The sequence below is a fragment of the Methylobacterium sp. 142-1Y genome (assembly GCF_057747795.1).
Map to the genome: position 1 here is coordinate 3489965 of NZ_CM173224.1, position 19716 is coordinate 3509680.

The 19716-nt window shown below is 71.6% G+C and carries 18 protein-coding genes; 6 read left to right on the top strand and 12 right to left on the bottom strand.

Translation table 11 applies throughout. From position 1 onward, the window contains the following. Position 1 precedes the first annotated feature (1 nt). Positions 2–1456: a xylulokinase gene (xylB, locus tag AC3AOF_RS15865; protein WP_236989935.1), complete on the top strand. Its 1455-nt coding sequence runs from the start codon at positions 2–4 to the stop codon at positions 1454–1456. 69 nt (positions 1457–1525) lie between these two features. Here the strand turns inward: xylB and AC3AOF_RS15870 are convergent, their stop codons facing one another. Then, positions 1526–1999 (bottom strand): nuclear transport factor 2 family protein, encoded by a 474-nt coding sequence (locus AC3AOF_RS15870; protein WP_488345861.1) that lies wholly within the window; start codon positions 1997–1999, stop codon positions 1526–1528. 151 nt (positions 2000–2150) lie between these two features. Further along, entirely contained in the window at positions 2151–3089 is a 939-nt protein-coding gene (locus tag AC3AOF_RS15875; protein ID WP_488345862.1) for a pirin family protein, read from the bottom strand. Positions 3090–3352: 263 nt separating this feature from the next. Here AC3AOF_RS15875 and AC3AOF_RS15880 point away from each other — a divergent pair, with 263 nt between their 5' ends. From AC3AOF_RS15880 to AC3AOF_RS15890, 3 genes are all read left to right on the top strand, one after another. After that, the gene (locus AC3AOF_RS15880) at positions 3353–3664 is read left to right on the top strand and encodes a hypothetical protein (protein ID WP_488345863.1); all 312 of its coding nucleotides are present in this window, start codon (positions 3353–3355) and stop codon (positions 3662–3664) included. Between the two features lie 193 nt (positions 3665–3857). Continuing rightward, the gene (locus AC3AOF_RS15885; protein ID WP_488345864.1) at positions 3858–7133 is read left to right on the top strand and encodes a S41 family peptidase; all 3276 of its coding nucleotides are present in this window, start codon (positions 3858–3860) and stop codon (positions 7131–7133) included. Positions 7134–7228: 95 nt separating this feature from the next. Then, complete coding sequence (locus AC3AOF_RS15890) at positions 7229–7618, top strand: nuclear transport factor 2 family protein (protein ID WP_236989930.1); 390 nt, start codon at positions 7229–7231, stop codon at positions 7616–7618. Between the two features lie 55 nt (positions 7619–7673). Here the strand turns inward: AC3AOF_RS15890 and AC3AOF_RS15895 are convergent, their stop codons facing one another. Beyond that, entirely contained in the window at positions 7674–9860 is a 2187-nt protein-coding gene (locus AC3AOF_RS15895) for a primosomal protein N' (RefSeq protein WP_488345865.1), read from the bottom strand. 44 nt (positions 9861–9904) lie between these two features. Then, positions 9905–10276 (bottom strand): DUF2293 domain-containing protein, encoded by a 372-nt coding sequence (locus AC3AOF_RS15900; RefSeq protein ID WP_488345866.1) that lies wholly within the window; start codon positions 10274–10276, stop codon positions 9905–9907. Between the two features lie 231 nt (positions 10277–10507). Here AC3AOF_RS15900 and AC3AOF_RS15905 point away from each other — a divergent pair, with 231 nt between their 5' ends. Together AC3AOF_RS15905 and AC3AOF_RS15910 are read left to right on the top strand one after the other, a co-directional pair. Then, positions 10508–10822, top strand: a complete 315-nt coding sequence (locus tag AC3AOF_RS15905) for a hypothetical protein (RefSeq protein ID WP_488345867.1) — start codon at positions 10508–10510, stop codon at positions 10820–10822. Between the two features lie 34 nt (positions 10823–10856). Then, a complete protein-coding gene (locus AC3AOF_RS15910) occupies positions 10857–11789 on the top strand; it encodes an ABC transporter ATP-binding protein (protein ID WP_488345868.1) in 933 nt (310 codons plus the stop codon). Between the two features lie 109 nt (positions 11790–11898). On the opposite strand, the gene AC3AOF_RS15915 is transcribed toward AC3AOF_RS15910, so the two are convergent. The 8 genes from AC3AOF_RS15915 to AC3AOF_RS15950 all read right to left on the bottom strand — a co-directional run bounded on the left by AC3AOF_RS15915 (position 11899) and on the right by AC3AOF_RS15950 (position 19713). Next, positions 11899–12603 (bottom strand): SDR family oxidoreductase, encoded by a 705-nt coding sequence (locus AC3AOF_RS15915; RefSeq protein ID WP_236989925.1) that lies wholly within the window; start codon positions 12601–12603, stop codon positions 11899–11901. Between the two features lie 53 nt (positions 12604–12656). Then, positions 12657–13211: a PQQ-dependent catabolism-associated CXXCW motif protein gene (locus tag AC3AOF_RS15920; protein WP_488345869.1), complete on the bottom strand. Its 555-nt coding sequence runs from the start codon at positions 13209–13211 to the stop codon at positions 12657–12659. Beyond that, positions 13208–14065 carry a rare earth element methanol dehydrogenase accessory protein XoxJ gene (gene xoxJ, locus AC3AOF_RS15925; RefSeq protein WP_488345870.1) on the bottom strand — a complete coding sequence of 286 codons (858 nt, stop codon included), beginning with the start codon at positions 14063–14065 and terminating at the stop codon, positions 13208–13210. The genes AC3AOF_RS15920 and xoxJ overlap by 4 nt, the downstream gene beginning before the upstream one ends. After that, a complete protein-coding gene (locus AC3AOF_RS15930; RefSeq protein WP_272913271.1) occupies positions 14065–14688 on the bottom strand; it encodes a c-type cytochrome, methanol metabolism-related in 624 nt (207 codons plus the stop codon). Before AC3AOF_RS15930 ends, xoxJ begins: the two co-directional genes overlap by 1 nt. Before the next feature lie 160 nt (positions 14689–14848). Beyond that, entirely contained in the window at positions 14849–16651 is a 1803-nt protein-coding gene (gene xoxF5 / locus AC3AOF_RS15935; protein WP_236989922.1) for a lanthanide-dependent methanol dehydrogenase XoxF5, read from the bottom strand. Positions 16652–17079: 428 nt separating this feature from the next. Then, positions 17080–17985, bottom strand: coding sequence for a quinoprotein relay system zinc metallohydrolase 2 (locus tag AC3AOF_RS15940; protein ID WP_488349001.1), 906 nt, complete (start codon positions 17983–17985; stop codon positions 17080–17082). A gap of 26 nt (positions 17986–18011) precedes the next feature. Then, positions 18012–18509 (bottom strand): tRNA (N6-threonylcarbamoyladenosine(37)-N6)-methyltransferase TrmO, encoded by a 498-nt coding sequence (gene tsaA / locus AC3AOF_RS15945; protein ID WP_236989920.1) that lies wholly within the window; start codon positions 18507–18509, stop codon positions 18012–18014. Between the two features lie 202 nt (positions 18510–18711). After that, complete coding sequence (locus tag AC3AOF_RS15950) at positions 18712–19713, bottom strand: asparaginase (protein ID WP_236989919.1); 1002 nt, start codon at positions 19711–19713, stop codon at positions 18712–18714. Positions 19714–19716: the final 3 nt, after the last annotated feature.

The following is a 19716-nucleotide window of genomic DNA, read 5'->3' on the forward strand; positions in this document are numbered from 1 at the left end:
GATGTATCTCGGTCTCGATCTCGGCACCTCCGGCCTCAAGGCCGTCCTGGTCGACGAGGCGCAAGCCGTGATCGGCAGCGCCACCGCGCCTCTCGCGGTGAGCCGCCCGCATCCGGGCTGGAGCGAGCAGGACCCGGCGCAGTGGTGGGCGGCCCTGGAGCAGGTCCTCGACGCCCTCAAAGGCCGCCATCCGGCCGAACTCGCGGCGGTCCGGGGCATCGGCCTGTCGGGCCAGCAGCACGGCGCCGTGCTGCTCGACGCGGGCGACCGCGTGCTGCGCCCCTGCATCCTGTGGAACGACACCCGGGCGACCGCCGAATGCACCGCCCTGGAAACGGCCTTCCCGGAGCTGCGCCGGGTCGCCGGCAACATCGCCATGCCGGGCTTCACCGCCCCGAAGCTGCTCTGGGTCCGCACGCACGAACCTGAGATCTTCGCGAAGACCGCCCGCGTCCTGCTGCCGAAGGCCTGGCTGCGCCTCGCGCTGACGGGCGAGGCCGTCGAGGAGATGTCGGACGCCTCCGGCACGCTCTGGCTCGACGTCGCCGCCCGGGCCTGGTCGCCGGAGGCGCTCACCGCCACCGGGCTCGATGCCGGCGCGATGCCGCGCCTCGTCGAGGGCTCGGCACCGGCCGGACGCTTGCGCCCGGACCTCGCTCGGCGCTGGGGCATGACGACCCCGCCGCTTCTTGCCGGCGGGGCCGGCGACAATGCCGCCGGGGCGGTCGGGCTCGGGGCGATCCGGCCCGGGGATGCCTTCGTGTCCCTCGGCACCTCGGGTGTCCTGTTCGCCGTCACCGACGGGGCGCGGCCCTATCCGGACGGCGCCGTCCACGCCTTCTGCCACGCCCTGCCGGGTTTGTGGCACCAGATGGGCGTGACCCTCTCGGCCGCCGCCTCGCTCGCCTGGTGGGCCGGCATCGCCGGCCGGGACGAGGCGGGCCTGGTGGCGGAGATCGGCCCGGTCGAGCGACCGAGCGAGGCCCTGTTCCTGCCCTACCTCGCCGGCGAGCGGACGCCGCACAACGACGGCGCGGTGCGCGGCGCCTTCGCGGGCCTGTCGGCGGGCCTGGAGCGGCCGGCCCTGACCCAGGCCGTGATGGAGGGCGTGGCCTTCTCGCTCCGCGACGGCCTCGACGCCCTGCGGGCCTCCGGCACGCGGATCGAGGCCGCGGACGTCATCGGCGGAGGGTCGCGGTCGCAGGCCTGGATCCGCATCCTGGCGAGCGTGCTGGACCTGCCGCTCAGCCCCCTCGCCGAGGGCGAGCACGGCGGCGCCTTCGGGGCAGCCCGCCTCGCGCGCCTGGCGGTGACGGGCGAGGCCCCCGAGGCGATCTGCACGGCGCCGGCCCGCGGGGCGGCGGTGCTGCCGGATCGCGGCCTGGCGGAGGCCTATGCGGAGCGGCTGGCGCACTATCGCGGCCTGTACCCGGCCCTGCGGGCGCTCGCGGGCTGACGCGCCCCTCCGTCCCCGAGGCGGATCCGCCGCCTCGGGGACGTTTCCCGTCGAGCGCCGGCGACACGGTCAGTCCCGCGGCCTCACGGCCGCTCCGGTTCCCGAAGCGGCCGCGGCGTCCGGGCCGGGCGTCGCGGCGGCCATCGCCGCCGCGGTGTCGAACAACTCCTCGAAGTGGATCGCCTTGCCGTTGCGGAATTGCCAGACATCGACCTTCCGGGTCTGCACGACCTTGCCCGTCGCCCGGTTCCGCCACGCGACGTCGCCCAGCACGACCACCCGGTCGCCCTGGGCGATGAACTCGGTCATGTGCGCGTGGATCATCTCCCAATCTCTCACCAGGTCGTCGAGATAGGCCTCGATCTCGGCCCGCGATGTCCGGCGGGCCGTGAACGCCAGTTCCGGGGCGCCGTCCGGCAACGATCTGAGTGTCGCATCATCGGCCATCAGGTCCAGCCAGCACCGGCCGTTCGCGGCCTTGCTGGCGGACCATTCGGCATAGGCATTCGTCAGAAGAGAGACATTCAAGTCTTCCTGGGCCATCGGACGTCCTCGGCGGTGCGTGCTGCGAATGGGCGATCCGGTCGGTTCGGCACGCTCACGACGATAGCATGCCGGGTCCGGAACGGCGTCCGATCCGGGCCGTCCTCACGGTGTCATGCCGACGGTCGCGAGACGACGACGCTTGCCCCGGTCACGGATAGCGCACCGGTGGCGGGTCCTCGGGGAGCGGGATGAACTCGGCGTCGTTCGGCACCGTGTCGAACCGGCCCTGGCGCCAATCCTCCTTGGCCTGGGCGATCCGCTCGGGCCGCGAGGAGACGAAGTTCCACCAGAGGTGCCGCGGCCCGTCCATCGCCTCGCCGCCCAGCACCATGACGCGGGAGGCCTCGCTCGCCCGCACGCTGATCCGGTCGCCGGGTCGGAAGACCAGGAGCTGGCCGGGGCCGAAGCCGTCGCCGGCGATCTCGATCGCGCCCGACACCGTGTAGATCGCGCGCTCGTCGTAATCGGCATCGAGCGGCAGGACGGCGCCGGCCTCGAGCGCCACGTCGGCATAGACCATCGGGGTCGAGGTCCGCACCGGTGAGCGCGCGCCGTAGGCCTCGCCGGCGATCAGCCGGACGGTCTTGCCCTCGGCAGAGACGATCGGCAGCGATGCGGCGTCGTAATGCTCGAAGGCCGGGGCGGTCTCCTCGTCGTTCGCCGACAGGGCGACCCAGCTCTGGAGGCCGAACAGCCGCGAGCCGGTCCGGCGCAGGGCGCTGCCGGTGCGCTCCGAATGGGTGATGCCGCGCCCGGCCGTCATCCAGTTCAGCTCGCCCGGGCGGATCGGCAACTCGGTGCCGAGGCTGTCGCGGTGCATGATCTCGCCGTCGAACAGGTAGGTGACGGTGGACAGCCCGATATGCGGATGCGGCCGCACGTCCATGCCCTGCCCGAGCAGGAATTCCGACGGCCCCATCTGGTCGAAGAAGATGAAGGGGCCGACCATCCGGCACTGGGTCGAGGGCAGCGCGCGGCGCACCGCGAAGGAGCCGAGGTCGCGCGAGCGCGGCACGATCAGGGTCCGGATCGCGTCGCAGCTGAAATGATCGCCGGGAACCGGATCGTCGGCACTGTGCCAGCTCATCGCGCGTGCTCCTTCTCGCTGAGTCCTGCGCCCTGTGTCGGGCCGGGCGCGTCGGATCGGCAAGAGATTGAGGCCTAACGGACGATTTGAAAATGGAAACGATCGAAACGCATCGTTTCGCCACTCGGGGGGATCGAGGGCCGCGACCGGTTCTTGCAGCACCGACTTTCACCGGTCGGCGGCTGTCCGGAGACCCCGGCGGGAAAGCTCCGCGCAATCCAGCGGAGGCACCGTGCATCCCTGCTGGCAGGAGGGATGAACGCATGCGCGACGACGCGCCGACGGAGGCGCAGGCGGCCGAGCGCCTGGCTCATCATCTCCTGGGGGAAGCCTATCGGGACCTCGCCGCGGTGCTGCTCGGTGTCGACGCCAAGGCGGCCGCGGGCCTGTTCCACGCCATCGAGGCGCGGACCGCGGACGCGCTCCGGGCGATCGTCGCGGAGAAGAGCGAGGGAACCGCCTCGACCCGCATCGCCCGCAGCGCCGGCAAGGCGCTCAGCGACCTGTTCGAGGAGGCGCATCGCCAGACCGGGACAAGCCGCAACGGGATTCCTGCCTCGCGAAAGGTGGCCTGACGCTCGACAGCGCCGGATTCCTGCCTTACGCAAGGATAGAGCGACGGCAACAAGTCACCGGCGGTCCGGCATGCGCAGGCTCTTGAGCATATTTCGCAAAATCGGTGGCCGGTCTCGCGGCGAAAATCTGCAACACGACAGAAACATCGGCGGACGGAGCGTCGGCCTGCCGACGCAAGTCGGCTTCGTCCTTATGCTCCTCCTGTGCGCTACGGAAGGCCGCGCCGCCGAGCGGCCACTCTGGCTGCGGGAGCCGGCCCTGTCGCCGGATGGCCGCCGGATCGCCTTCCGCGTCCGGGGCCGGATCTGGACCGTGCCCGCCGCCGGCGGCGAGGCGCGGGCGCTGACCCCCGCGGGTCTCCATGCCGAGACGCCGCTCTGGTCGCCCGACGGACAGAACCTCGCCTTCGCCGCCGACCGCTCCGGCGCCCTCAGCCTGTACAGCACCCCGACCGAGGGCGGCGAGGCGCGGCGCCTGACCTGGTCCTCCCTCGACGAGCGGCCGATGAGCGTCACGCCCGACGGGCGGGCGGTGCTGTTCGCCTCACGGCGCCTCGGCGACGCGACCCGCACCTTCGCGCCGCCGGGCATCTCCGAATACGCGGCCCAGGTCTATTCCGTGCCGCTGGCGGGCGGGCGCGAGACCCTGGTGCTGCCCAACGCCGCCCTCGACGCGGTATGGGACCCGGAGGGGCGGCGCCTGCTCTATACCAGCCCCAATATCGAGCAGCGCTTCCGCCAGCATCAGGTGTCGCAGGCGGTGCGCCAGGTCTGGCTCTACGATGCCGCCACCGGCCGCCACGAGCGCCTGACCGACGGCACCCGCGAGAACCGCGGCGCGGTCTGGCTGCCGGGCGGGGAGATCGCCTATCTCGGCGAGGCGTCCGGCACGCTCAACGTCTGGCGCCTGTCCCTGGCGGACAGGGTGCCGCACCCGGTCACGCATTTCGACGGCGCGCCCGTGCGCTTCCTCTCCGCCTCCCGCGACGGCGACCTCGCCTTCGCGCGGGACGGGCAGATCTACCGCCTGCGCCGGGGCGCTGCGGCACCGGAGCCCGTGCCGGTCACGGTGTCGGAGGCGACCTTTTCCGACGAGGTGCCGGCCCGCCTCTCGGATTTCAACGACCTTATCGCCTCGCCGGGCGGCCAGGAGGTCGCCTTGGTGGCCCAGGGCGAGATCTACGTCGCCTCGCGGGACGGGAAGTCGGTCAAGCGCATCACCCGCACGGCCGGCGAGGAGCGCGGCCCTGCCTTCTCGCCGGACGGCCGCCGCCTCGTCTACGCCGCCGAGCGGGACGGCCATTGGGGCCTCTACGAAGCGACCCCGGCGCAAGCCGACGAGCGAGGATTCGCGCAGGCGACGCGGCTGATCGAGCGGGCGCTGCCGACCCCGCCGGGCGATGCCTTCCGGCCGACCTGGTCGCCGGACGGAAGCCGCATCGCCTATATCCACGACCGCAGCGCGGTCCACGTCCTCGACCCGGCAACCGGCGCCGACCGGGAGGTGGTGCCGCCGGGGCGGTTCTATCCCTATCGCGATGCGTCGTGGTGGCTGTCCTGGTCGCCGGACGGGCGCTGGCTGGCGCTGCCGGTCCAGCTCGACCGGGGCTTCACCGACAACGTCGCGGTGGTGCCGGCGGACGGCTCGCTACCGCCCCGGCGGGTGGCGCCGGCGGGCGAGGGCCAGGGCGAGGCGCAGTGGAGCCCGGATGGCGGGATGCTGGTCTGGCGCAGCGAGCCGGAGGACCTGCATTCCGCCTCCGGCGCCGCCGAGCCCGCCGACATCGACGCGGTCTTCGCCTCGCGCCGGGCCCGGGACGCCTTCGAGGCCCGCCTGCGCGCGCCGGTCCTGCCCGAGGCGGCCACGACTTCCGCACCGGGCCGAGCGGCGGAGCCGGGAGCGGCAGGTCCCGCGCCGGAGCGGATGGCCGCCCGCCCGGCACCCGAGCCGCAGGCCTTCGACCCGGACGGGCTGGAGGACCGCCAGCACCGGCTGTCGCAGGGCCATGTCGACGTCGTCCAGGCCATGATGCTGCGCGACGGCATGAGCCTGCTCGTCGTCGAGCAGAGCGAGCGGCCGAAGGGCGAGGGCTACGCGCTCACCGGCACGATCCGCGACCTGCGCCAGGGCACCCGCCGGACGGTCTTCTCGGACGTGCCCGCCAAGCGCTATTCCCCGGTGCGGCTGAGCCGCGACCAGCGCACCCTCTCGTTCCTCTCCGGCAACGGCTTCACCGAAATCGACCTGACCAAGGGCACCTCGCGCCATGTCCGGGTCGAGGCCGAGGCGGGACACGATCCGGCGGCGCGTCTCGCGGCCGGCTTCGACCAGTATTGGCGCCTGACGCGGGCGAAGTTCCTCGATCCCGGGATGCACGGGGTCGATTGGGACGCGATGCGGGCCCGCTACGCCCGCTTCCTGCCGGCGCTGGCGGACGCCCGCGACCTCGCCGAGCTCCTGTCCGAGATGGCGGGCGAGCTCGACGCCTCGCATACCCGCGCTTTCCTGAGCCCGAGCGTGCCGCCGGGCGAGGAGACCGCCTCCCTCGGCCTCTTCTACGACGAGACCTATGCCGGTCCCGGCATGCGGGTGGCGGCGATCCTGCCCGCCGGCCCCTTCGATGCCGGCGACACGCGGCTCGCCCCCGGCGACGTGATCACGGCGATCGACGGTGAGGCCGTGCCCGAGGAAGGCGGCTTGCGCCGCCTGTTGCGCGGCACGAAGGACCGGCGGATCGAGGTGGCGTTCCTCAAGCCGGACGGGACGGCGTTGCGCGAGCGACGGGTGCCGGTGAGCCTGGAGCGCGAGCGCGACCTCGCCGTCGAGCGCTGGCGGCGGCGGCGCCGGGACGCGGTGGCGGCCCGTTCCTGCGGCCGCCTCGGCTACGTCCATGTGCGGGCGATGAACGCCGCCTCCTACCGCAGCACCTTCGCGGAGGTGTTCGGCCGCTTCGGCCAGGCCGAGGGGCTGGTGGTCGACGTGCGCTTCAACGGCGGCGGCAACCTGCACAACCAGCTGCTCACGATGCTCTCGGGCCGGCCCTACCTGACCTTCGCGCCCCGCTCCGGCCCGGTCCAGAGCGACCCGCGCGACCGCTGGATCCGCCCGTCCGCCGTGCTGATGAACGGCGCGAGCTATTCCGACGCCTCGATCTTCCCGCAGGGCTACCACGATCTCGGCATCGGCCCGCTCGTCGGCGAGCCGGTGGCCGGCACCGGCACCTTCGTCTGGTGGGTACCCTCGCCGATCGTGCCGCGGCTCACCTACGGGCTGCCGCAGATCCCGCTCTACCGCACCGACGGCACCCGGCTCGAGAACACCGACGTGCTGCCGGACCTCGCGAGCCCGGCCGACCCCGCCGCCTGGGCCGAGGGACGCGACCCGCAGCTCGATGCGGCGGTGGACCGGCTGCTCGGCGGGACCGGAGGGACCTGCCGAGCGGTAGGGGCTGCGGCGGTGCCGGGGTGACCCGAGGCCAGGATGGGATCAGTCTGGCGATATGAGTAGGTACCTTCGACCTCTCGCGGACATTTCGAGCAAGCTGACCCAGGATGGTAGTGGATATGAGGACGGCTTCGCCCAGCGAACTGGATCTTGTGAGAGCCTTGGAAGAGCGTCTGCATGATCCCGCCATTCGTAGCTCACAAGATAAGGTGGCCGCACTGCTGGCAGATGATTTTCTTGAATTCGGAAGATCTGGTGGAGCATACGGGAAAGATGAAGTCGTTCGCAGACTGGCTGCGGAGCAGGAATGCGAGCGATCGGAGCTGACCGCCTACGGATACGAGCTGAGGACCCTCTCTGCGGGCGTCGTGCTTTTAACCTATAGAACCGTTCGGAAGGTGGAAGGAGTACCGGACATGCATACGCTGCGCAGTTCGGTTTGGAAGCTGATCGACGGCAACTGGCAGATGGCATTCCATCAGGGAACGCCAACCGTTGCCGAAATCTAACGTCTGCCCACCCCCCAGCGGTCCTCTGCGAGGTCAGAGTGTTCGAGTTTCCGCGCTACAGAAAACTCTGCGGATCGACGTCGATCCCGACCCTGAGATTCCCCCGCACCTTCGGCCCCCGGGCGAGCCAATCGCGCAGATAGCTCTGGAGGTCGATCTCGCGCTCGGTCTTGACCAGGAGGCGGAAGCGGTAGCGGCCGCGCACCAGCGCGAGCGGCGCCTCGGCGGGGCCGAGCACCATCACGCCGGGCGGCGGCTCGGCGACGCGGGCGAGCGCGCGGCCATGGGCTTCCGCCGCCTCGCGGTCGGTGCAGGAGATCACCAAGGCTGCGAGGCGCCCGAAGGGCGGCAGACCGGCGACCTCGCGGGCGGCCGTCTCCTCGGCATAGAAGCGCTCGGCATCGCCCGAGATGAGCGCCGAGAGCACCGGGTGCTCGGGCTGGTAGCTCTGGACGAGCGCCCGGCCCGGCTTCTCGCCGCGCCCGGCCCGGCCCGTCACCTGCTGGAGCAGCTGGAAGGTGCGCTCGGCCGCGCGGGGATCGCCGGAGGTCAGCCCGATATCGGCATCGAGCACGCCGACGAGGGTGAGGTGCGGGAAGTTGTGGCCCTTGGCGACGAGCTGGGTGCCGACGACGATGTCGCAGCCGCCCTCGGCCACGGTCTGGAGCTCGGCCCGCAACCGCTCGGCCCCGCCGGGAAAGTCGCTCGACAGGACGATCACCCGCTTGTCCGGGAAGGTGGCGGAGACCTCCTCGGCGATGCGCTCGACGCCCGGCCCGCAGGCGGTCAGGTTGTCGAAGGTGCCGCATTCGGTGCAGGCCTCCGGGCGCCGCTCGGCATGGCCGCAATGGTGGCAGACCAGCGCCCGGCGGAAGCGGTGCTCGACGAGCCAAGTCGAGCAGTTCGGGCATTGGTAGCGATGGCCGCAGGCCCGGCACAGGGTGAGCGGGGCGTAGCCGCGGCGGTTGAGGAAGAGCAGCGCCTGCTCGCCCCGCGCGTTGGTCTCGGCGATGGCGGAGACGAGGCTCGGCGACAGGTAGCGCCCGCGCGGCACCTTCTCGGCCCGCATGTCGATGGCGCGGATCTCCGGCAGGCGCCGTCCGCCGAAGCGCTCGGGCATCACCACCCGGCGGTAGCGGCCGCGCTCGGCATTGACCCGGGTCTCGATCGCGGGCGTGGCCGAGGCCAGGACCACGGCGGCATTCTCCAGCTTGCCGCGCACCACCGCCATGTCGCGGGCGTGGTAGCAGACGCCGTCATCCTGCTTGTAGGCGCCCTCGTGCTCCTCGTCGACGACGATCAGCCCGAGCTTGGCGAACGGCAGGAACAGGGCCGAGCGGGCGCCCACCACCACCTGCACCTCGCCGGAGGCCACGCCGGCCCGGATCTTTTCGCGACGACGCCCGCCGATTCCGGAATGCCAGGCGGCGGGCCTGACCCCGAAGCGCTTGGCGAAGCGGTCGAGGAACTGCGCCGTGAGCGCAATCTCCGGCATCAGCACCAGGGATTGCACGCCCCGGCGCAGGGCCTCGGCCACCACCTCGAAATAGACCTCCGTCTTGCCCGAGCCGGTCACGCCTTCGAGCAGCGTCACGCCACCCTCTCCCGCCGCCCCCCCGCCGGCGGGCGGGGCAGTGAGAGTGGCGATCAGGGCGCGAGCCGCCTCGGCCTGGGGCTCGGAGAGGGGATCGTGCGGATGATCGGGATCGGGCGGCTCGGCGACCCGTTCGGGGGCGAGCGCCACGGTCTCCAGCACGCCGTCGTCGATCAGCCCGTCCACCACGCTGGCGCTGACGCCGGCCTCCAGGCTGAGCGCCCGCTTGCCCCGCACCACGCCGTCGGCCGCCACCGCCACCACCTTGCCCCGCGCCGGAGTCATCCGGCTCGGCGGCATGCCGGTCGCGCGGACGCCGACCTTGGCGGTCTCGGTGCGGCTCTCCTCCGGCAGGCGGAGCGCCATGGCGAGCGCCGAGCCCTTCGGCGCCAGGGTGTAGCGGGCGATCCACTCGACGAGGCGGCGGAGCGCCGGGCTCAGAGGCTCGACACCGATCCGGCCGGTGACCCGCCTCAGGTTCGAGCCGGCGCCGTCGCGCAGGCTCCACACGACACCCACGATCTCGCGGGGCCCGAGCGGCACCTGCACCACGTCGCCCTCCGCCAGCGCCAGCTCGGGCGGCACGGCGTAGCTATAGGCCTGGTCGAGGGCGAGCGGGATCAGGACGTCGGCGATCGGGGCGGTCATCGGGCTGTGCAGTCGGGCGGCATCACCCGTTCATATAGGAACGGTCACGCCGGCGCGCCGCCGGATGCCTCCGATCCCGACGCCTCGTCGTCCTCGCCGATCCGCCGCCGCACGCCCCACTCGGCGAGAATCGCGTTGAGGTCGTCGAGGACGAAGTGGCGGGCGCTGTCCTGGTCGTAGCCCTCCTCCAGGAGGGAATCGTACTCGGTGAAGACGTGGCGGGCATACGACACCATGCCGAGCCAGGCGGCGGTCTCCGGCGCCGCGTTCCGCAGGCCGGTGCTCGCCAGCGCCCGATCGACGATCGCTTCCGCTTCGAAGTCCGGCACCTTGGGGGCGAGGCGGGCGAGCGCCGCCTCGACCGCGTCGCGGCGCGTCGGGAGCGCGCGGGGCGCGGGATCGGGGCGTCGGGTCATCGGCGTCCTTCGCGGGCGGGAGGCCGACCCTGCCGGAGCGGACCGGTCCTGTCACCCCCGGGCACGCGGGTGCCAACCGGCGACGAGTGAGGACATGTGCGGACGCGCGCCAGACACCGACCCGGATGCGCCGATCGGCGCCGGTGTCCCTGCCGGCCGAAAGATGCATAAGGGAGGACGATTGCCCGTTCCGCCGTCCCGCGACCCAGCGGGCGGCGCCCGAGACCCACCATGCGCCTTCTCCTCGCCACCACCCTCCTCGCCCTCGCCGCCGGCACCGCCTCGGCGCAGACCGAGGCCCCCGCCCCGCTCGGCACGCCGCCCGCGGGCGTCACCGCGCCCGACGCGGCGCCGGCCGCGCCCGCCGCCGGCCGGCGCCAGCCGCGCCGGGTCGACGGTGCCGCGCAAGGAGCGGCCAAGCCGGCCGCTCCCAAGCCCGACTCGGCCGAATCCCTGCGCAAGGCCCAGGCCGCGACCGCGGCCCGCGACAAGGCCTGGGACGTGCGGATGAAGCGCACCCTCGGGTCGATCTGCCACGGCTGCTGAGCCCGGCCGGGCGTCCGACGCGGGAGGCGTGCCGATGATCCGCTTCGAGGGTGCGGGCAAGACCTATCCCGGGCAGACCAGGCCTTCGCTCGACGCCTTCGACCTCGCGGTCGAGGCCGGCACGACCTGCGTGCTGATCGGCCCCTCGGGCTGCGGCAAGTCGACGGCGTTGCAGATGGTCAACCGCCTGGTGTCGCCGAGTGCCGGCCGGGTTTGGGTCGAGGGGCGCGACGTCGCCGGACTCGATCCGATCGGCTTGCGCCGCCGCGTCGGCTACGTCCTCCAGGGTGTCGGGCTGTTTCCGCACCGCACGGTGGCCCAGAACGTCGCGACCGTGCCGGGCCTCCTCGGCTGGACCCGGCCCCGGATCCGGGAGCGGGTCGACGCGATGCTCGACCTCGTCGGCCTCGACCCCGGCGAGTACCGCGACCGGCGGCCGGACGCGCTCTCGGGGGGGCAGCGCCAGCGCGTCGGCGTCGCCCGGGCGCTCGCCGCCGACCCGCCGGTCTTGCTCATGGACGAGCCGTTCGGTGCCGTCGATCCGGTCGCCCGCGCCCGCCTGCAGGACGAGGTCCGGGGGATCCTGGTCAAACTCAAGAAGACCGTGCTGATGGTCACCCACGACATCGATGAGGCGGTGCGGATGGGCGACACGGTCGCGCTGATGCGCGAAGGGCGCCTCGTCCAGGTCGCGCGGCCTGAGACCCTGCTCGCCGCCCCCGCCGACGCCTTCGCGGCGGAGTTCGTCGGCGGCGACCGGCTGCTGCGCCGCCTCTCGCTGCTCCCTGCCCGCGACCACGCCGAGCGCGAGGCCGCCGGCGACGCGCCGCGCCTTCCCGCGGACGCCTCGCTCAAGGACGCCCTGGCCCTGATGCTGGCGAGCGGGCGGGAACGGGTCGGGCTCGGCGAGGGCTCGGTGACGCTGTCGGGCCTGCGCGCCGCCGCGGAGGCCGCTCCTCCGGGATGAGCGGCGGGTGCGCCTCGCGCGGGGCATCGCACCATCCGTCGCGAGACGACGACCTTCGGTCCCGAATCGTCGCCGGATTCGAGGGTCCCGGACCCGGACCGGAGGCAGCCTATACCGACCGTGTGATCCCTCCATCGACCCGCAGGTTCTGCCCGGTGATGTAGCCCGCCCCCTCGGAGGCCAGGAAGGCGACCACGGCGGCGATCTCGTCCTCGCGTCCGTAGCGGCCCATCGGAATCCGGTCGCGGATGCCCGGCTTCTCCGGCAGGCTGTCGATGAAGCCCGGCAGAACGTTGTTCATCCGGATGTTGTCGGGGGCGTAGCGGTCGGAGAAGAGCTTGGTGAAGGCGGCGAGCCCCGAGCGGAAGACGCCCGAGGTCGGAAAGGCCTGCTCGGGCTCGAAGGCCGCGAAGGTCGAGATGTTGATGATCGTGCCGCCGCCCTGGCGTTGCATGATCGGCGTGACGAGGCGGGTCGGCCGCACCACGTTGAGAAAGTAGACCTCCATCCCGCGGGTCCAGTCCTCGTCGGTCAGGTCGAGCAGCGGGCCCTTGGGCCCATGGCCGGCGCTGTTGACCAGCACGTCGACCCGTCCCCACCGCGCCATCGTGCCCTCGACGAGGCGGGCGAGATCGTCCGGCGACCGGTTCGAGCCCGTCACCCCGAAGCCGCCGAGGGTTTCGGCCAGGGCCTCGCCCTTGCCCGACGAGGACAGGATTGCGACCCGGAACCCCTCCCCCGCCAGCTTGCGGGCGGCCGCGGCCCCCATGCCGCTGCCGCCGGCGGTGACGATGGCGACGCGCTCGTGGCTCATGATGCTGCTCCCGGTTCTCGACGCCGCCTGCATGCCACGGGCGGGCCCGGGCGTCACGGCGCCGCCGGGCTCAGCCTCTCGACGGGCAGGCCGGCCTCGCCCCAGCCGTCGGTGCCGTCCGGGTACCAGTGGACGTGGCGGTAGCCCAGCGCCAGGGCGCGCTTCGCGGCGTTCCACGACATCCAGCAATTCCGTTGGCAGAACAGCACGATGGGCGTGTCGAGCCGGCCCTCGGTCGCCGCCGCGAGGCCGCTCCGAAAATACGCCTCGGTCTGCGGCGCCAGCGCGCCGAAGCCGGTATTGGGCAACCAATGGGCGTGCGGGATGCTGTCGTGGGGCGCATCGCGCCAGATCGTGCCGGGGGGCAGGGTCGTGGGCCGGGGCGGGCGCGGCAGCACGTCGACGAAGGCGGCGCCGGCCCGCCACAGCCGCTCGGCCTCCGGCGTCGTGACCGTCTGGGCGCCGCGCAGGGTCGCGGGCGTCGGACTCCGAAAGTCTTCCTGGCGGTACCCGTCGGGCTCGGGCGGCGCGGCGGCCGCGCGGCCGACGGTCGCGGCCGGCACCAGGGCCGAGAGCATCAGAGCAAGGACCGCGAGCGGCCGCCTCACGGTTTCGGTTCCGCCGGCAGCAGCCGGTTCTCCTCCTCGTCGAGGAGCGGCACGGCGTAGTCGCGCAACACCGCCTCGATCTCGGCCCGGCGTTTGCGCAAAGCGGTGTTGAGGATCCGCTTCCACTCGTTCTCGCCGTGCCGCACGCCCATGGCGATGCGGTAAGCCAACGGCGGCCGGTCGGGCTCGCGCAGCAGCGGCACCAGGTCGAGGCCGCCGGCCTGCTTGCCGGCTTCCTTGGCGAGCCAGCCGGCGGCGGGCCCCCACAACACCGCGGCGTCGAGCTTGCCCGAGGCGACGTCGGCGACGATCTCGGCCGAGACGGTCTGGTACTTGCGCGCCGGGTCGAACTGATACGGCGAATAGGGCTTCATCGTCGGCACCAGGCCGACGGCCCCCATCCGCTCGACCGGGGGCGTGCCGACGATCACGCCGATCGCCTTTGCCTTGAGGCGCGGATCGTCGAGCCCGGTCAGTCCCTCGAAGGTGCCGTGGCGCGACACCAGGACGTAAAGCGAGCGGTAATAGGGGTTGGTGCTCTGCACCAGCTCGTTGCCGAAGGCCGAGCCGACGATGACGTCGCACAGGCCGGTGCCGAGGGTGTTGCGCACGAAGCCCGGCCCCTGCGTGAGCCAGTAATAGCGCAGTTTCACCTTCAGCTCGTCGGCGATGATCGCCGCGATGCGGTTCTCGAACCCGTCACCCTTGCGCTCCGAGAACGGCATGTTGCCGGGATCGGCGCAGACCCGCAGGGTATCGGTCGTGACGAGATCCGGCAGGTTCTGCGCCCGCGCCGGGGCGGCCAGCGCGAGGCCGGCCGCCAGGACGAGTGCCGTGAGAGGTGCCCGCGTCATCAGCCGCCCAGGCACTCCTTCTCCTGCTTGCGCGCCGCTTCCGGCTTGTCTTCCTTCTCGCCCGGCCGGATCCGGCCCATCGCGCCGGCGGCCCGCGCCTTCAGGTAGACGTAGATGTCGTCCATGTAGCAGGTGACGTTCTTGTTGTCGCCGAAGGCCGGCATGACCTTCTGGGTCGAGGCGTTCACGTCCTGCTTGCCGCCGACGACGATGCCGACGAATTCCTCGTAGGAGAGGGACTTCAGCGAGTCCTTGAGCGCCGGAGCGTAGGTCGAGCCCATGCCGTCCGGGCCGTGGCAGACGTGGCACTCGGCGTGATAGCGGCGGTACCCCGAATAGGCGTACCAGTCGACCTTCTTGCCGTTGTCGGTGACGTGGAAGGTCGGGGCGCCGGCGGCGTCGAAATACTTGCCATCCTCCACCTTCACGGCGGCATCCTTGGCGAGCAGCTTCTCGTCGGGCTCGGCGGTCTTGTCGTTGGGGTTGAGTTGGTTGGCCAGCGCCGGATCCGGCTTGGCATCGGACTTCTTGGCATCCTCAGCATGTACGGCAACCATCGCGACGGTTGCTAGGGCGAGGCCGGCCGCGAGCGGCCGCAGGACAACTTTGCTGAGGTGACGCAAAGGACGCTTCTCCCTGATATCATTGAGCTGCCGCCAAATCGGCGTTCCGCAACCCTGATGATAATCTAATCATAAGGAGGCCGGCGCGGATACCCGCGCCGGCCCGGACTTAGGTCTGAGGCAAGGAGGCCGAAGCGGCCTCCTGCCGGTCCCCGCGCGATCAGTTCGGCAGGGTGAAGACGGTCAGCTGGCCGCCGAGGTTGGTGTAGCTCGACAGGGCGGCGTAGCCGCCGACCGCGCCGAGGCCGGCATTCGGGTCGGTGAGGCCGGCCGCGAGGCCGATGCCCGCCCAGCCGCCGACGCCCGAGAGGACGGCGACCTGCTGCTTGCCCTTGTGCTGGTAGGTCATCACGTTGCCGATGATGCCCGACGGGGTCTTGAACTTGTAGAGTTCCTTGCCGGTCTTGGAATCGACCGCCTTCAGGTAGCCTTCGAGCGTGCCGTAGAACACCACGTCACCCGCGGTGGCCAGCGCGCCCGACCACACCGAAAACTGCTCGGGCACCGACCACTTGATCTTGCCGGCCACGTTGTCCCAGGCGATGAAGTTGCCCATGCCGCCGTGGCTGTTGGGCGCCGGGTACATCGACAGGGTCGCCCCGACATAGGGCTGGCCCGGGGTGTAGCTCACCCGGAACGGCTCGTAGTCCATGCAGACGTGGTTGGTCGGCACGTAGAACAGGTTGGTCTTGGGCGAGTAGGCCGCCGGCTGCTGGTCCTTCGAGCCGAGCGCCGCCGGGCAGATGCCCTTGGAGTTGGTGTCCTCGCCGTTCTGGTCGGTCGAGTACTTGGCGACGACGAGCGGACGGCCGTAGGTCTTCGAGGACTTGTCCTGGTCGACCTTGGTGGCCCAGTTCACCGCCGGATCGTACTTCTCGGCGACGAGCAGCTCGCCGGTGGCCCGGTCGAGGGTGTAGCCGAAGCCGTTACGATCGAAGTGGGTCAGGAGCGGACGCTCCTTGTCGCCGACCTTCTGATCCGTGAGGATCATCTCGTTGATGCCGTCATAGTCCCACTCGTCGTGGGGGGTCATCTGGTAGACCCACTTCGCCATGCCGGTATCGGCGTCACGGGCGAAGATCGTCATCGACCACTTGTTGTCGCCCGGGCGCTGCTTCGGGTTCCAGGTCGAGGGGTTGCCGGTGCCGTAATAGACTAGGTTCAGCTTCGGATCGTAGGAGTACCAGCCCCAGGTCGAGGCGCCGCCGGTCTTCCACTGGTCGCCTTCCCAGGTCTTGATCGACGAGTCCTTGCCGACCGGCTTGCCGAGCTCGGTGGTCTTCTCCGGGTCGATCTTCATCTCGGCGTCGGGCCCGACGTTGTAGGCGCGCCAGGCCTGCTTGCCGGTCTTGAGATCGTAGGCGGTGATGTGACCGCGGATGCCGTACTCGGCGCCCGAGATGCCGACGATCAGCTTGTCCTTCACCGGCATCACGGTGGCGGTGTTGGTCTCGCCGACCTTCGGGTCGCCGTTCTGGACCGACCAGTTCACCTTGCCGGTCTTGGCGTCGAGCGACACGATGGTGGTGTCGGCCTGGTGCAGGAAGATCGCGCCGTCGGCATAGGCCAGGCCACGGTTCACCGTGTCGCAGCACATCACCGGGATGACGTTCGGGTCCTGCTTCGGCTCGTACTTCCAGAGGATCTTGCCCTCCTGGTTGAGGTCGAGCGCGTAGACGATGTTCGGGAACGGGGTGTGGACGTACATCACGTCGCCGACGACCAGCGGTGCGCCCTCGTGACCGCGCAGCACGCCGGTCGAGAAGGTCCAGGCCACCTGCAGCTTGTTGACGTTGCCGGTATTGATCTGGTCGAGCTTGGAATAGCGCGTGTTGGCGTAGTCGACGGTCTGAAGGACCTGCTCGGCCGGGTTGGCCGTGCGCTTCAGGACGTCGTCGTTCGCGAGCGCCGGGACGGCACCGAGGATGCCCGCGCTCACCGCAAGAAGATGGACCGCTCTCATGGATTCCTCCGACAGGTGCATTCCGCTGCGCGCCCCCGATGGGGGCGCATCAAGCCGTTTCCTGCTGTTTGCGTTTGGGGATGTCGTTGGCCTCGGCAGCGTGTCACAACCGGCCGCCAGCGGGACTGGCGCGAGAGGTGCCCGGGCGGGGCCTGCCGTGTCTGCGAACCGAACACCGCCTTCCCCTGGCGGCACCGTTGAAACCGAAGCTTGAAGGAACTCTAAGAGAAATTGGGACGCCGTCAACACACCAGCCTGCCGCAGGGTGGCCTCCCGCGGCTCCCAAATTCATAACTAAGGTATATATCCCGTTGCATGCTGCGGGGCAGCATCGAGATGGTGCCATGCAACATCAACGGTTCGTGTACGGACTTGTTGGCCGGCGAACGAGCACGATTCGCCGCACGAGCCTAACCGTAAGTCGTCGACTATTCCCATTCCAATTCCTGGTAGGCGGTCGTGGCGTTGCGGGCGTTGAAATCGTCGAACAGAGCCCAATCGCCCGCCTCTCCCGCCGCCGCCCGGCCGGCCTCGCCGATCGGCGTCCCGTCCCGCACCATCGCCCGCACCTGCGCCTCGAGGACCGCGAGGTAGCGGTCGATCGGCCCGGCGGCGGCGGGCCACGGGACGGCGGCGGGGCCGTGGCCGGGCACCACCCGGGCGGCGGGCCGCGCCCGCAGGGCGCGCAAGGTGGCGATCCAGCCGGTGAGCCGCCCGTCGAGGGCCGGCACGTGGCCGACGAAAAGCAGGTCGCCGAGGAACCAGGTCTCGGTGGCCCCGTCGCGGACCGTCAGGTCGCTGTTGGTGTGGGAGGTCGGCCAGGCTTCGAGGTGGAGCGCCCGGCCGCCGAGGTCGAGGTCGAGGGCGCCTGAGACCAGCAGGGTCGGCGGCACGATCCGGGTGCCGGCAAAGTCGGGCCCGACGAGGTCGGCATTGGCCCGCAGGTAATCCTGCGCCCGTGCCGCCAGGGCCTCCGGCAGGGCGCGGTGGCCGACGAAGGTCGTGCCGTCCGTGGCGAAGGCGGCGTTGCCCAGCACGTGGTCGGGATGGACGTGGGTGTTGACCACATAGCGCACCGGCAGGGCCGTGCGCTGCCGCAGCGCCGCGCGCAGGCGCTCCCCCGCCCGCAGGCTACCGCCGGTATCGATCACCGCCACGGCGTCGCGCCCGATCACGAAGCCGACATTGGCGATGGCCCCGTCATTGCCGCGCCCGGCGAGTGCGTAGGGCGCCGCATAGACGAAGACGCCCGGCGCGACCTCCTGCATCGGCAGGGGCGTTGCCTCGCCGGCCTGCACGGCATCGGCCCGTGCCGACGATGCGACCACAATCAGGACGAGGAGGAGCGCGGTGACGATCCTCACGCGGCACCGGTCTGCGCATCCCCCGCCTGCGGCGGCGCCAGGGGAGTGAACAGGGTGCGGTCGGGCTTGAGGTCGAGGAGCGGCGTGCCGTCGAGGCAGTCGAGCCCGCGCACGTGCAGGTTTCCGTCCTCGACCCCGATCAGCCGGACGATGCTGGTGCCGATCGGGTTCGGCCGCACGGGCGAGCGCAGCGAGAAGGTGCCCCGCGTCGTGCCGTCGCCGGCCGGGCTCTGGCGCACGAGGTCGCGCCGCGACCGGTCGAGCCAGTACAGCACCTCCAGGCGCTCGTAGAGGGCGACGCCGTCGAGGGCCTCGCGCCAGGGGGGATAGACCTCGATCCGGCAGAGAGGCCCGTCGGGCCGGCCCTGGCGCGGGCAGACGAGGCGGTCGGTCCAGGGGGTGCGGATGCGGCCGATGAAGACGAGGCCGGCATCCAGCGCGGCGGGAGGCGCGACCGCGACCTCGCCGGCCCGGATCTCGTTCAGGCGCACCATCGGACATCGTCTCCCCGGGGGTCGTTCTCCCCCGTCGTGCAGGTCGGGCGCTGACGGAGATGTTCAGACTGCGCCGGCCCGACCTGCCGCCGGCCCGACCCGCGGGGGCAGTCGTCGGGCCTAGCGTCGAGACCCTAGAGCAGCGTCGGCTCGCCTGGCAATCGCCGGACGGGATAGGCCGTCGCGCCTGGGCGCCGGCGCCTCAATAGGTCGCGAAGATCTCCCGCAGCGTCGCAGGGTCGCGCGTCGTCGTGAGGGCCAGCGCCAGGAGGATGCGGGCCTTCTGCGGCGTCAGGTTGTCGGCGCTGAGGATGCCGAGTTCGGCCAGCCGCTCGGTGTCCGGCACCACGCCGCTGCCGGCGCGGGTCGATTGCACCACGGCGAGGCCGGCGGCGACCGCCTCCCTCAGGGCCTCGGCCTCCGCCGGCGGGGTCATGCCGGGAGCGAGCCCGGCCGAGACGATGCCCCGTGCGCCGGCATGCGCGAAGGCCCGCACCGCCGTGCCGTCGGCATCGGCGTAAGCATAGGAGATATCGACCCGCGGCAGGGCGTCGAGGCCCCGGATGTCGAACGGCGTCCCGGGGGCATGACGGCGCTCGGACCTGCGGTAGTAGCGCACATGCGGCCCGTCGACCTGGCCGAGCACGCCGAAATCCGGTGTCCGGAAGGTCTGGAGCCGGGCGACCGAGGTCTTGGTCACCTCGCGGGCGGCCTGGATCTCGTCGTTGAGCACCACCAGCACGCCCCGCCCGCGGGATTCCGGCGCGGCGGCGGTCCGCAGGGCGGCGACGAGGTTGAGGGGGGCATCGCTCGACAGGGCGCTGATCGGCCTCTGCGAGCCCACCACCACCACCGGCACCGCGACCGTGAGGGTGAGGCTCAGCGCGTAGGCGGTCTCCTCCAGGGTGGCGGTGCCGTGCCCGATCACGATGCCGGCGAGGTCCGGATGCTCCGCCACCAGGCGCTCGCAGATCAGGACCAGCTCGCGCCAGTCGGAGAAGCCGATCCCGGGGCTCGTCACCGCCCGGAAGCGCACCGGCACCACCTCGGCGACGGTGGCGGCCTCCGGCACCCGGCCAAGAATCTCCTCCGCCTCCAGGCGTCGGCCGGTGGCGGTGTAGTCGAGGATGTCGAGGGTATCGCGGCCCACCGACGAGAGGGTGCCGCCGGTCCCGATGAAGGCGACCTTGGGGAGTGCGGTCATTCT

Bases quoted from the DNA above. Each gene is read 5' to 3' on its own strand.
- AC3AOF_RS15915 (WP_236989925.1), bottom strand. From the start codon at position 12,603: ATGAGCCACGAGCGCGTCGCCATCGTCACCGCCGGCGGCAGCGGCATG.
- AC3AOF_RS15910 (WP_488345868.1), top strand. From the start codon at position 10,857: ATGATCCGCTTCGAGGGTGCGGGCAAGACCTATCCCGGGCAGACCAGG.
- AC3AOF_RS15950 (WP_236989919.1), bottom strand. From the start codon at position 19,713: ATGACCGCACTCCCCAAGGTCGCCTTCATCGGGACCGGCGGCACCCTC.
- AC3AOF_RS15890 (WP_236989930.1), top strand. From the start codon at position 7,229: ATGAGGACGGCTTCGCCCAGCGAACTGGATCTTGTGAGAGCCTTGGAA.
- AC3AOF_RS15875 (WP_488345862.1), bottom strand. From the start codon at position 3,089: ATGAGCTGGCACAGTGCCGACGATCCGGTTCCCGGCGATCATTTCAGC.
- xylB (WP_236989935.1), top strand. From the start codon at position 2: ATGTATCTCGGTCTCGATCTCGGCACCTCCGGCCTCAAGGCCGTCCTG.
- tsaA (WP_236989920.1), bottom strand. From the start codon at position 18,509: ATGGTGCGCCTGAACGAGATCCGGGCCGGCGAGGTCGCGGTCGCGCCT.
- AC3AOF_RS15900 (WP_488345866.1), bottom strand. From the start codon at position 10,276: ATGACCCGACGCCCCGATCCCGCGCCCCGCGCGCTCCCGACGCGCCGC.
- AC3AOF_RS15905 (WP_488345867.1), top strand. From the start codon at position 10,508: ATGCGCCTTCTCCTCGCCACCACCCTCCTCGCCCTCGCCGCCGGCACC.
- AC3AOF_RS15880 (WP_488345863.1), top strand. From the start codon at position 3,353: ATGCGCGACGACGCGCCGACGGAGGCGCAGGCGGCCGAGCGCCTGGCT.
- AC3AOF_RS15870 (WP_488345861.1), bottom strand. From the start codon at position 1,999: ATGGCCCAGGAAGACTTGAATGTCTCTCTTCTGACGAATGCCTATGCC.
- xoxJ (WP_488345870.1), bottom strand. From the start codon at position 14,065: ATGACGCGGGCACCTCTCACGGCACTCGTCCTGGCGGCCGGCCTCGCG.
- AC3AOF_RS15885 (WP_488345864.1), top strand. From the start codon at position 3,858: ATGCTCCTCCTGTGCGCTACGGAAGGCCGCGCCGCCGAGCGGCCACTC.
- xoxF5 (WP_236989922.1), bottom strand. From the start codon at position 16,651: ATGAGAGCGGTCCATCTTCTTGCGGTGAGCGCGGGCATCCTCGGTGCC.
- AC3AOF_RS15895 (WP_488345865.1), bottom strand. From the start codon at position 9,860: ATGACCGCCCCGATCGCCGACGTCCTGATCCCGCTCGCCCTCGACCAG.